The organism is Sphaerisporangium sp. B11E5, from assembly GCF_039871875.1.
Taxonomy (GTDB): domain Bacteria; phylum Actinomycetota; class Actinomycetes; order Streptosporangiales; family Streptosporangiaceae; genus Sphaerisporangium.
This window is the reverse complement of record NZ_JBDPMD010000046.1, coordinates 39,066-50,835: the sequence shown is the minus strand read 5'-3', so window position 1 is coordinate 50,835 and position 11,770 is coordinate 39,066. Positions and strand designations below refer to the sequence as shown.

Here is an 11,770-nt window from a genome sequence, read left to right as displayed (position 1 = left end):
CGATGCCGGACTACGACGTCATCGTCTGCGGCGGGGGGATCGGCGGCCTGACCCTCGCCCGCGCCCTCGGGCGGCAGGGACGCCGCGTGCTGGTGCTGGAGAAACAACGGCATGTGCCGCAGGTGCACAAGGGCGAGCTCCTCCAGCCCCGGTCCCTGCACATCCTCGGCACCCTGGGCGCCCTCGACGGGCTGCGCGCTGCGGGCGCCCTGACCGCCGAGCGGCTGAGCTGCCGTACCGAGAAGGGCGAGGAGATCGGCGCGCTGGACTATCGAGGCCTCGACGACCCGTACCGGTACTGCCTGGTGCACACCTACGCCGCCATCAAGGGCACGGTGACCGCCGGACTCGACGCCGAGGTACGGTACGGCGCGCGCGCCGACGAACTGCTCCGCGACGGCTCCGGGCGGGTCCGCGGGGTCGCCGTCGTGGCGGGCCGGAAGCGCGAGGAGGTCACCGCCGCGCTCGTCGTGGCCTGCGACGGGTCGGGGTCCCGGCTGCGCACCCAGGCCGGCATCGAGGTGCGACGCACGCCGTACGGGCATCAGCTCGTCGGTTACGACCTCGCCGACCCCGGGCTCGGCCCGGACATCGCCGCGCACCTGACCCGGGACGGGCTGCGCCTGCTGTTCCCCATGCCCGCCGGCCGTGCCCGGCTGTACGCTCAGGTGCCCGCCGGAGGGGTACGCCGGCCCGAGCTGGCCGCCTGGACCGACGACATGCTCCGCCGGGTCCCCGCGCTCGCCGAGGTGGCGGAGCCGCTGCGTGCGAGCGCGCACGACGCCCAGGTGGTGGCGGCCTACCGGTACAACGCCGCCCGCTGGGTGACGCCGGGCTTCGCGCTGACCGGCGACGCCGCCCACTGCGTCCACCCCATGGCCGGGCAGGGCATGAACGCCGCCATCGCCGACGCCTGGACGCTCGCCGAGAACCTCACCGACGCCGGGGAACTCACGCAGGAGTCGGTGGACGCCGCGCTCGGCCGCTACGACGCGATCCGGCGGCCGGCCATCGACTACGTCTCCCGGCTCAGCCACAACCTGGCGATGCTCTTCACCGACACCTCCTGGCGCATACGCGTCGTCGGCCGGCACATGCTGCGCCGCAACCAGCACAACCACCGGCTCCAGACGATCATCACCTACAACATGTCCGGTCTCGGCGTGCGCCGCTTCACCGTACGGGACAGATTCGTCCAGTTCGGCCTGCTGCGCGACCGTGAGGAGGCCCCGACCTATGCCTGAACTCCTCGAAGAGGACGTCCGCACCGGGAGCGCCTCCGTCCGGTTCCGCTCGCCGCGCGTCTGTGAGGAGCTCCTGACCCATGTCTGAAGTGCTGCAACAAGAGCCCCGCGTGGCCGACCGGCGACCGACGGGTCCGCTGGTGATGGCCGGGCTGGTGTGCGGGCCCATCGCGTCCATGGTCGACTCCAACGCGGTCAACGTCGCGGTGTCGGAGATCGGCCAGGAGCTGAACGCGCCGCTCGCCACCGTCGGCTGGATCGTCAGCGCGTACCTGCTGGGCATCGGCGTCTGCCTTCCCGCCACCGCGTGGCTCGCCCGCCGGATCGGCAACCGGCGGCTGTACATGATCGCGCTCGCCGCCTTCGCGCTGTCCTCGGCCGCCTGCGGGCTCGCGCCCGGGATCGAGGCGTTGATAGCCCTGCGTGCGGTGCAGGGGTCCGCCAGCGCCCCGCTCATCCCCCTCGCGCTGACCCTGCTGTTCGGCGGCGAGCGTGAACGGGGGGCGCGTCCCCCGATGGTGGCCGGCCTGCTGTTCTTCCTCGCCCCCGCGCTCGGCCCCACCATCGGCGGGCTGCTCGTCGCAGCGGGCGGATGGCGGCTCATCTTCCTGATCAACGTGCCGCTCGTGGCGTTCGGCCTGCTCGGCGTGAGCCGGCTCCCCGCCGACCCACCCCGCACCGACGCCGACCGCGGACCGCTCGACCTGGTCGGGCTGGTGCTGCTGGCCCTCGGCGCCACGGCGGCCATCTACGGCGCCTCGCTCATCACCAGCGGCACCCGCTGGGGCTGGGCGCCCGCGGTGGCCGGTCTCGCGCTGCTCGGAGGGTACGTCCTGCACGCCCGCCGTACCAGCCACCCCGCCCTCGCCCTCGGCCTGCTGTCGACACTCGGGAGCCGCGTCGCCGTGCTGGTCTCGGTGGTGGCCTCAATCGTGCTCTTCGCCGTGATGTTCCTGATCCCGGTCTTCCTGCTGCAGGAGCAGGGCCTGTCCCCGGTGACCGCCGGGCTGGTCCTGCTGCCCCAGGGCATCGCCATGGGTGTGTGCACGGGCCTCGGGGAGAACCTCGCCGCCGCCCGTGGCCTGCGCACCACCGTCGCCTGCGGGATGCTGCTGATCGCCGCGGTCACCGGGCTGCTGCTTCTGGTCACCGCCACCACCCCGCCCTGGCTGCTTGCCGCGCTGCTGGCCGGACGCGGCGTGGCGCTCGGGCTCACCCTGCAGCCCATCATCATGGGCATGATGAACGGCCTGACCAAGGAGGACATGGCCGACGGCACCACGGTGTTCAACGTCGCCCAGCGCGTCGGAGGCTCTCTCGGCATCGCCGGGATCGCCGCCTTCTACGAGGCCAGAGCCCCGCACGGCGACGCGTTCCACGAAACCGTCCTGCTCCTCGTAGTCCTCTCCCTCGCCGGCCTGGCCCTCACCCCCATCCTCAGCCGCCCCACCGCCTCCTCCGGGTGAACCCCATCCGCAGTGGCATCCCGATCCGCCGCGTCGGTTCCGCACAGCGCCGCCGGAAAGATGGTGTGATGGGGACGCCCTCGCGCAGCTTCATGTGGATCGCGTCGATGAAAATCACCGGGTGAACCGCATCCAGCGGCCGGTTCTGCCACCCGGCCATCTGCTCCAGCACCTTGTCGGTGATGGTGGAGATGGCCTGCCTGGACACCTGCGCGCCGTACACCTCGGCCAGATGCGCCGAGATGTCGCCGGTCGTCAGCCCCTTACCGGCCAGCGAGATGACCATCTCATCGGCCCCCGGCAGCCGCCGCTGCCGCTTGCGCACGATCTTCGGCTCGAAACTGCCGTCCCGGTCACGCGGCACGGTGATCTCCACCGGCCCCGACATCGGTCACAACGGTCGTGGACCGGCCGCCGTCGCGGGTGTCACCCCTCGCGTTGCCGGAGCGTTCGTGCTTGTCGTGCTTCGCGCGGCACGTAGGCGAAGGTGGGACCGGCGTCGCCGGGCAGCGCCATCAGGGCCTGCGCGTGGGCCCTGAGCGGGAACATGGTGCGGGTGGCGTCCGTGAGCCGCTTCGGGTCGCCGTTGAATGCCTGTTCCAGCAGGTTCAGCAGGGTGCTGTAGGTGGTGTCGAACAGATCCTGCGCGGCCCGTACGGCGGTGCCCGGCTCGGCGGGCCGCGGGTTGGGTGTCATCGGGAGCACACCGGCCGGGTCGAGCACGAGCTCCTCCCCCGTGGGCCCGGATTTCGGGGTGTCGCCCCGCTGGTAGCGGCGGCCGAGCTTGAGCTCCTGGAAGCGGTAGTAGTGGGCGACCTCGTCCCGCTCGGGGTGGAAGACATCCTGGTCACCGTCCCAGACCTCGCCGCCGGCGTTGCCTTCCCCCTGCTCGACGATCTCCTTGAGCGCGCCGAGCGCGGACTCCAGGTCCTCGACGGCGAACAGTGATCCGGCAGTGTGACGGAAGCGGGCGCCGCTCACCTGCCGGGCCGGGTCGCCGCGGAAGACCTCCTTCTCGCCGAGCGTGTCGCACAGGTAGCGCAACCCCTGCTCGATCGCCGCGTAGAACTGCCCGATCGTCTCGTAACCGTCGTCCTCCGGCGGCGCGCCCGGCGCCGCCGGATGCTCCAGGCGCAGGAACATCTCCAGCGCCTCCGGCCCGAACGGCACCAGCGACACCTCCAGATCGCTGTGCGGCAGCTTGCGCGGGTGCGGCGGCAGCATCTGCGGCATGTCCAGGCGCGGCGTGCCGCCGACGGCGTTGAGCAGGTTCGCCGCCAGCGCCAGATGCAGCATCTCCTCCACGAAGACGCCGCTCACCACCTCCACCGCCGCCGGGTTACGCTCCGGATCCAGCGAGTACAGCGCCGTCAGGTACGGCGGCAGCGTCGCGTGCTCCAACTCGATCGCCCACTGCAGGTGCTCGCGGAGGCTGTCGAGCGTGTCGATCCGAACCGGTCGTTCGTGGTTCATTCGTGTCATACCCCGAGTTGTCGGCATGGCGGATCGGACCGCCGGCCGGTGGGCCGGCGGCCTGGTTCGATCCTGGGATCAGGCAGCGATGACGGCAGCCGGTGCCGTCACGCTGTCGGTACTTCGCGGGTTCAGGACGGGCGCGGCGCGCGGCGGTCCTTGCGCTGGGCCAGCTCGGTCTCTTCCACCAGCGTGAACATGGGCGTGCCCGGCTCGCACAGCATGGTGACCGTGAACCGGAGGGGGACGTCGTCGCGGTTGTTGCCGTCCTGGTAGTGGATGACGTCGCCACCCGGCTCCCAGAACGCCTCGCCGGCCCGGATCACCCGCTCGGGCTCCCCTTCCAGCTCCATCAGCATCTCGCCCTCGAGCACGACGCCGAAGGCGGGACCGGAGTGGCGGTGCGGAGGCGCGCCCGGGTCTCCGGGCGGGTACTCGATCACCACCGTCATCCCGTGCGCGCCCTCGGGGATGAACGGCGGCTGCGCCTCCTGCAGCACGGTCAGCGCCGTCTGCCACGCGGTCGATCGCGGCTTGTCCATGGCCCGGCCCTACTTCGCGGTGGACTGGTCGAGCCAGTCTTTGTAGGTGATGGTGCCGAGCTGCGCGCCGTCACCGGGCACCAGCGACCGCTCGCCGAGCACGCCGCCGAAGTAGCGCGCCTGCGGGTCGGTGACGACCTCGCGGGTGTCGCCCCAGGCGGCCAGCGCCTCGCGGAAGAACTCGTCCATCGTGTACTGGGTCGGTCCGGCGATCTCGATCCGGCCGTTCAGCGGCGTCCCCACCGCGGTCCTGCCGACCGCCTGGGCCACGTCGTCGCCCGCGATCGGCTGGAACAGCACCGGAGCGATGTGCACCTTGCCGTCGACTGTGGCCTCGTCGGCGATGCCGCGGGCGAACTCGAAGAACTGGGTGGAGTGCACCAGCGAGAACGGGACGCCCGACTTCTCGATCAGCTTCTCCTGGGCGATCTTCGCCGCGAAGTAGCCGTTGTCCGGCATCCGCTCGGTACCCACGATCGACACCGCGACGTGGTGGCCCACGCCCGCCGCCGCCTCCGCCGCCAGCAGGTTGCCCGTGGATGTCTGGAAGAACTTCATGACGGCCTCGCGCTCGAACGAGGGCGAGTTCGACACGTCGATCACCACCTGAGCGCCCTTCAGCACCTCGGCCAGGCCCTCGCCGGTCAGCGTGTTGACGCCGGTGTTCGGCGAGGCGGCCACGGCCTCGTGGCCGTGCTCGCCGAGCCTCTTCACCAGCTTCGACCCGATGAGCCCCGTGCCGCCTATGACCACGATCTTCATTACCAGCCCCCTTCTGTCTTCCGGGCCGCTCGTGTGCGCCCCGGTCACCAGCTAAGACAAGGCAGCCCCCTCAGTTGTGACAGGCGGCTCGTGTTCGAGGACGACCTGCCTGGTGGAGTAGAGCGGCTTGGACTCCGCCCCGATGTAGTCGTGGTCCGGGGAAAGGGTCCGGTCGTTCACCGGCATGCCCTTCAGTGCCAACGCTGGAGTTTGTCGGGGTTGAGGACGATCCACACCGCCGTGACCTCGGCTCCGGCCACGCTCACGCTGACCACCGCCACGGCCTTGCCCGCCCGCCGCAGCACGAGCCCTGCCCTGCCGTTCACCGATCCGATCGCCAGATCGGTTCCGGGCTGGTCGATCAGCAGCGCCGTGACAACCTGTGCGACCGCGTCCACGCCGTAGGACGGCCGTACCGCGACGCGCACCTTGCCGCCGCCATCGCTGACGACGATCGCGTCGGCGGCCAGGACCTCCCGCAGCACCTCGGTGTCGCCCGCCTGGCAGGCTGCGGCGAACCTGCGAGCCACCCGGTCGTGCCTGGCGAGCATCGCCTGGCCATACCGGACCTGGTACGAGGCCGGAACCGGCACGGGTCGGGACGGGGTCACCGGGCCGCCGGGCATGTGGTCAGGGTCGGTTTCGGGGCGGGCGAGGAGCTCCAGGCAGATGCTTCCCGCTGTCCGCGTCAGCCAGGCGCGCGGCGCCGCGATGGCGGCGCGTTCCTCCTGGTCGAGGGCGTACCAGCGGCGATAGGTCTCCTGGACGATGTGGTCGGCCGTGGTGTCCGAGCCGAACATCCACAGGGCGATCTCGAGCAGGCGCTGCCGTTCGTCGAGCATCTCCGCCAGCGACTCGGCGCCCGCCTCGGTCATGGGCTGCCGCCTCCTTCGGGGGTTGGCAAGTAAGACCGGATAGCCCGTTACGTTGTGACAAAGCGGCTACGAGACCGCTCGAAGGCCTCGATCTTGATCGGGTTGAGTATCCACAGCAGGTGGTGGATTCCCTCCCTGGAGGCCTCGACGGCGAGCAGGGCGACGCCGGTGCCGTCCCGGTTGACGAGCACACCCGGCAGGCCGTTCATCTCGACCCACGTGATGGCGGCGCCCGGCCAGAACCGCGGCGAGAACGCGGCCACGAACCTGGCCACCCGCTCGCTGCCCAGCACGGGGAACTTCGCCGATCCCCTGATGCCGTCGCCGTCGGAGGAACTGACGACGTCGGCGGCGAAGAGCTTCTCCAGGGCGCCGACGTTTCCCGTCTGGGCGGCGTCGAGGAAGGTCTCCAGCAGGCGTCGGTGCTCACCCCTGTCGATGGGCTCGTGCCGTACAGCGGTCATGCGCTTGCGGGCGCGGCTCACGATCTGCCTGACGTTGACCGGGGTGAGCCGGAGGATCTCCGCGATCTGCGGGTAGGGGTAGTCGAAGGCCTCGCGCAGGACGTACGCGGCGCGCTCGATGGGATTGAGCCTTTCCATCAGCAGCAGGACGGCCAGCTCCAGCGCTTCGCCCCGTTCCGCGCCGACGGTGGGGTCAAGGCTGGTGTCGACGGGTTCCGGCAGCCAGGGGCCGATGTAGGATTCGCGCCGCACGCGCGCCGACTGGGCCAGATTGATGGCCAGCCGGGTGGTGACCAGCGCCAGGAAGGCCGGCGGGTTCTCGATGGTCTCGCGGTCGGTGTCCTGCCAGCGCAGCCACACCTCCTGGACGATGTCCTCGGCCTCGGCCGCGCTGCCGAGCATCCGGTACGCGATGCCGAACAGCCGCGGGCGCAGCTCGATGAAGGCGGATGCCACTCGATCGAGAGCGTTCGCCTGTTCCGGGGATTCCGCGTTCATGTGCCCCACATCGATTCCCCGCTGGCCTGGGCAAAGGTTCGTCAGCCTCGCGCGTGGTCGGCACCTTCGAGGATAGTCCCTGTCACGGCGTCGGGCAGGGAGGCCCCGAGCGCGTGCGAGCGCCGCGGCTCCAGAAGGTGGCGTGGATGCACAGCTCGCCCACCTGCTGCGCGGAGATGCCGACGGCGTCAGGAGGGACACCCCGGTGAGATCCACCGAGAGCTTCTCACCGGTGGGCCCGGACTCAGGGGCCCGCGCCGGTAGCGGCGGCCGAGCTTCAGCTCCATGAAGCGAGGGAGTACAGCGCGGTACGGCGGCGTCGCGTGCTCCCGCTCGGTCGCGCACTGCAGGTGCTCGCGAAGGCCGGCGAGCGTGTCGATCCGCGGCTCAGGCAACGTCGTCACCCGGCCGCGAGCCGTCCTCCAGCACCTCGACCGCGTCGCGCAGCCCCCGCAGAGCGATCTTCTCGCGCTCGACGTCCGTCGGGTCGTACAGCCACTCGGTGACCGGCTGCCCCATCTCTTCCTCCAGGTGGCTGGCCTCGGCGATGGTCAGCTCCTCCTCGATCTCGGCGTGGAGCTCGTACAGGAACTCGGCCTCACCGTTCGGGGTGCTCATGTCTCCTCCATGGGTTGTACGGCCGGCCTGCTGACCGCGTGGATCAGCCGGACGGCGATCCGGCCGGCGCGCCGCGACCACGACAGAGGCGCCCGGCCGGGCTGGTCGAGCTGCTCGAACCGGGCGACCATCGCCGACGCGGTCACGACGACCTCCCCCGTTCAGTGACGTGGCCCGATCGCCAGCTAAGACAGGACAGCCCCGGCACCTGTGACAAGATCCGGCTACTCGACGAGATCTCCCACGGTCGAGTCCTCGCGCATGAGCGCCGCGATCTCGGCGGGATTCGATGGCCGCCCGCGGCCCGGCCTCTCCGGTCCCGATGACCAGGACGGACGTGGCTGTTCTGTTCTCTGATGCGTGCGTGATGCTCCTTCAGCCACGTGCCGCCCAGATGGCGACGGCGACCAGCGCGACGCAGGCGGTCGCGATCAGCGCGACCACGGCGGCCACCCCGATCCACGGCGCCGCGAGCGGCGACAACACGACGGCGCCGACGCACCCCGCCACGGCAGTGCGGGGGATGACGGAGTCCGCGTCGACCAGCCCGTGCACCGCCCGGAGCAGGATGAGATACACCCCGACCGGGATGGCGACCGCGTAGCTGATCGTCATCGGCGATGCCGCCACCTGGTGCCCGCTCTGCTCCACCGCCACCTCGAGCCCGGCGCCAAGAGCCGCCAGCGCGGCGAAGATGCCGAAGTGGCCGTACCCCCACCAGTACGACCGATGACGCCGGTCGCTGAGCCCCTCCCCTGCCTCGACCAGGAAGTAGAGCCACCACAGAGCGAACAGCAGGACGAGACCGGATCCGGCGATGACGACGAGGGGACCCGCTTCGAGCGCCCCTTCCACCCCTCTGCTCGCGGCCAGGACACTCTCGCCCAGCAGGATGATCGTGAACAGGCCGTAGCGCTCGGCGATGTGGTGCGGGTGCCAGGTGGTTGCCGTGACCCGCTCCGCCCACCACGGCACCGCCAGTTCCAGGACGACCAGGCAGGCGAAGAACGGCAGTTGGAGTGACGCCGGCAGGAGGCCCGCCTCCACGAGAGCGAGCCGGAGCAACCAGCCGAACTCGACCAGACCTATGCCCGTGGCGTAGCGGAGCCCCGTACGGCGGCTCGCCGGGTCGTCGAACGCGGCCCTCAGCCATTGGGCCACAAGCCCGATCCTCATGATGAGGTAGCCCAGGGTGATGATCCCGTAGTCGGAGTGGCCGACCGCGGCGGGCACGCCTGCGGCGAGGACCAGCACCCCCGCCATCTGCACCATGGTCAGCAGCCGGTAGGGAACGTCGTCGGTGTCGTAGGACGAGGCGAACCAGGTGAAGTTCATCCACGCCCACCAGATCGCGAAGAACACCTGGAGGAACGGGACCAGCCCGGCCAGGCCATGACCTTCAGCGATGGCGTGCGCGAACTGCGCCGTGATGGCCGCGACCGCGACCACGAAGGTGAGATCGAAGAGGAGCTCGAGCTGGCTCGACGCGCGATGCGGCTCGTCGACGGGCCGCGAGCTCATCCTGACCCGGATCCGGATGGTGGTCCTGGTTGAGGGCACGCTCACGCTCCTGTCGCTCTTGCGGCGTCCGGTTCGCAAGAAAAGACAGGACGGCGTCGCGATCTGTGACAGCTCGTCGCGGTGGCCGTCACAAGCCGGGAGGCCACTCCTCGACCCCGGGCCGGATCGCGTCGGCCAAACGCCGGTGTCTACGCTGCGACGATGCTCGGCATCAGATCACAACGAGCACGGCGCTGGGCCGCCGACGGCATCGCCGCGAACGCGCTCGAGCCCGGCTACATCCACACCAACCTGCAGCGGCATGTCGATCAGGCCACCATGCGGGCGATGGGCGCGATGGACGATGAGGGGAATCTGCTGACCCCGGACTTCTTCACGAGTCCGGAGCAGGGCGCGGCCACGTCGGCGCTGCTCGCCGGGTCCCCGCTGCTGGACGGCGTGACCGGCCGGGACTTCTCCTCAGACAATCAGGAGGCTGAGCTGGTGCCGGGTGGTCCGGACGCGACCGTAGGCGTCGCGGCCTGGTCGATGGACCCGGCCGCCGCGAACCGGCTCTGGGACTACGCGTTCGCGGCGACAGCGGCTCGCTGATCGCTGCCAAGGCGGCGTGCCAGCCCTTCCTCCGAGGCCAGGGCCTGCGGAAGCGTTCGGCGTCGACCGTGATCTCGGTTCCCCGGTGCCACTGCCGCGCGCCTTGACTTGAAGCGCTTCAAGTTTCGGAGACTGGACCCATGGCGGCGACGGGCAAGATCGGCGACACCTCCCATATGACGATCCAGGAGGTGTCCAGGCTGAGTGGGCTGTCGGAACCGACACTGCGGTACTACGAGAAAATCGGGCTGATCAGCGCGGTCGAGCGGGACGAAAGCAGTGGTCACCGGCGCTACGGTCCGGCCGTCGTGGAGACGATCGAGGCGCTCGGTTGCCTGCGGTCGAGCGGGATGAGCCTGCAGGACATGCGCGCGTACCTCCAGCACCTGGAGACAACAGATGCGGCGCGGCTACGTGAGGTGTTTCAGCGCAACGCCGAGCGCCTCGCTGAGGAGATCGAGCGCATGCGAGTGCGGATGCGGTACCTGCAGCTCAAGGCCGACCTCTGGAGCGCGCGAGAGCGCGGGGACGCCGAGGCGGAGTACCGCGCTGTCACGGCCATCATGCCGGTCATCTCGGACATGCAATGACGATGGGAAACGACATGACACAGCAATCAACCATGGACAACGGTCTTGTGCTGGTGACGGGCGGCAGCGGTTACGTGGGCTCGCATGTGATCCGTCGCCTGCTCGAAGAGAGGCACCGGGTGCGTACCACCGTCCGATCGCTCAGCCGGGGAGCCGACGTGCGGGCGATGGTGGCCGATGCCGGCGACCGGTTGGAGATCGTCAGCGCCGATCTGTCCGCCGACCGTGGCTGGGCTGACGCCGTGGCGGGGTGCACCTACGTCCTGCACGTCGCGTCGCCGTTTCCGGCGGCCCAGCCGGACGACCCTGACGAGGTGATCGTTCCCGCGCGCGACGGCGCGCTGCGCGTGATGCGGGCGGCACGCGACGCCGGGGTGAAGCGTGTGGTGCTCACCTCGTCGTTCGCCGCGGTGGGCTACAGCCGCAAACCCGGCAGCGACTACGACGAGAGGGACTGGACCGATCCCACCGACGACAACACCCCGTACATCAAGTCGAAGACCATAGCCGAACGGGCGGCGTGGGACTTCGTCGACGCGGAAGGCGGCGGTCTCGAACTGGCGGTGATCAACCCCAGCGGGATCTTCGGCCCGTTGCTCGGACCACATCTGTCCACCTCGACGGGCCTCGTCAAGGCGATGCTCGAGGGCAGCATGCCGGTCGTCCCCCCGATGTACTTCGGCGTGGTGGACGTACGCGACGTCGCCGATATCCACGTGCGGGCCATGAGGCATCCGGCCGCCGCCGGCCAGCGGTTCCTGGCCGGCAGCGGCGAGGCGATCAGCTTCCTCCAGTTGGCCCGGATACTGGCCGAGCACCTGGGCACGGCCGCGGCGAAGGTGCCGGCGCGGGAGCTCACGCCCGACCAGGTACGCGAGGCAGCCAGAACCAACCCAGCGCTGCGGGAGACACTCAGCCAACTGGGCAGGATTCCCGTCCTGCGTACCGACAAGGCCCGCGAGGTCCTCGGGTGGGCGGGCCGCGACCCGGAGACCACGATCGTCGAGACCGCGGAAAGCCTCATCCGCCTGAAGCTCCTGACAACCTGAACCGGCAGGCGAACCGCCCGGAGCACGGCCCACCCGACTTGACCCCCTGTCGCCGCGCAGCGGACGGCGAACACATC

At 70.3% G+C, this 11,770-nt stretch carries 13 protein-coding genes and 1 pseudogene; 5 read left to right on the top strand and 9 right to left on the bottom strand.

Annotated elements, in window-relative coordinates:
* The first annotated feature begins 2 nt into the window (after positions 1 to 2).
* A complete protein-coding gene (locus ABGB17_RS30915; RefSeq protein ID WP_347636026.1) occupies positions 3 to 1,244 on the top strand; it encodes an NAD(P)/FAD-dependent oxidoreductase in 1,242 nt (413 codons plus the stop codon).
* An 80-nt stretch (positions 1,245 to 1,324) separates the two neighbouring features.
* Entirely contained in the window at positions 1,325 to 2,710 is a 1,386-nt protein-coding gene (locus ABGB17_RS30910) for an MFS transporter (protein ID WP_347636023.1), read from the top strand.
* Between the two features lie 76 nt (positions 2,711 to 2,786).
* Here the strand turns inward: ABGB17_RS30910 and ABGB17_RS30905 are convergent.
* From ABGB17_RS30905 to ABGB17_RS30865, 9 genes and pseudogenes are all read right to left on the bottom strand, one after another.
* A pseudogene (locus ABGB17_RS30905) lies at positions 2,787 to 3,174 on the bottom strand (transposase); the annotation flags it as partial.
* Positions 3,137 to 4,183 carry a ferritin-like protein gene (locus ABGB17_RS30900; protein WP_347636021.1) on the bottom strand — a complete coding sequence of 349 codons (1,047 nt, stop codon included), beginning with the start codon at positions 4,181 to 4,183 and terminating at the stop codon, positions 3,137 to 3,139. The pseudogene ABGB17_RS30905 and the gene ABGB17_RS30900, both read right to left, overlap by 38 nt.
* Before the next feature lie 131 nt (positions 4,184 to 4,314).
* Positions 4,315 to 4,725 (bottom strand): cupin domain-containing protein, encoded by a 411-nt coding sequence (locus tag ABGB17_RS30895; protein WP_347636017.1) that lies wholly within the window; start codon positions 4,723 to 4,725, stop codon positions 4,315 to 4,317.
* Between the two features lie 9 nt (positions 4,726 to 4,734).
* Positions 4,735 to 5,487, bottom strand: a complete 753-nt coding sequence (locus ABGB17_RS30890; protein WP_347636014.1) for an SDR family oxidoreductase — start codon at positions 5,485 to 5,487, stop codon at positions 4,735 to 4,737.
* 191 nt (positions 5,488 to 5,678) lie between these two features.
* The gene (locus ABGB17_RS30885; protein WP_347636010.1) at positions 5,679 to 6,362 is read right to left on the bottom strand and encodes a hypothetical protein; all 684 of its coding nucleotides are present in this window, start codon (positions 6,360 to 6,362) and stop codon (positions 5,679 to 5,681) included.
* A 47-nt stretch (positions 6,363 to 6,409) separates the two neighbouring features.
* Positions 6,410 to 7,282: an RNA polymerase sigma-70 factor gene (locus ABGB17_RS30880; RefSeq protein ID WP_347636007.1), complete on the bottom strand. Its 873-nt coding sequence runs from the start codon at positions 7,280 to 7,282 to the stop codon at positions 6,410 to 6,412.
* Positions 7,283 to 7,711: 429 nt separating this feature from the next.
* Positions 7,712 to 7,942 (bottom strand): hypothetical protein, encoded by a 231-nt coding sequence (locus ABGB17_RS30875; protein WP_347636004.1) that lies wholly within the window; start codon positions 7,940 to 7,942, stop codon positions 7,712 to 7,714.
* Positions 7,939 to 8,088, bottom strand: coding sequence for a hypothetical protein (locus ABGB17_RS30870; RefSeq protein ID WP_347636002.1), 150 nt, complete (start codon positions 8,086 to 8,088; stop codon positions 7,939 to 7,941). The genes ABGB17_RS30875 and ABGB17_RS30870 overlap by 4 nt, the downstream gene beginning before the upstream one ends.
* A gap of 229 nt (positions 8,089 to 8,317) precedes the next feature.
* Positions 8,318 to 9,502, bottom strand: coding sequence for a low temperature requirement protein A (locus tag ABGB17_RS30865; RefSeq protein WP_347635998.1), 1,185 nt, complete (start codon positions 9,500 to 9,502; stop codon positions 8,318 to 8,320).
* Positions 9,503 to 9,664: 162 nt separating this feature from the next.
* Between ABGB17_RS30865 and ABGB17_RS30860 the strand changes: the two genes are divergently transcribed.
* The 3 genes from ABGB17_RS30860 to ABGB17_RS30850 all read left to right on the top strand — a co-directional run bounded on the left by ABGB17_RS30860 (position 9,665) and on the right by ABGB17_RS30850 (position 11,693).
* A complete protein-coding gene (locus tag ABGB17_RS30860; RefSeq protein WP_347635995.1) occupies positions 9,665 to 10,054 on the top strand; it encodes a hypothetical protein in 390 nt (129 codons plus the stop codon).
* Positions 10,055 to 10,194: 140 nt separating this feature from the next.
* Complete coding sequence (locus tag ABGB17_RS30855) at positions 10,195 to 10,644, top strand: MerR family transcriptional regulator (RefSeq protein ID WP_347635991.1); 450 nt, start codon at positions 10,195 to 10,197, stop codon at positions 10,642 to 10,644.
* Positions 10,645 to 10,646: 2 nt separating this feature from the next.
* A complete protein-coding gene (locus ABGB17_RS30850; protein WP_347635988.1) occupies positions 10,647 to 11,693 on the top strand; it encodes an aldehyde reductase in 1,047 nt (348 codons plus the stop codon).
* Positions 11,694 to 11,770 lie beyond the last annotated feature (77 nt).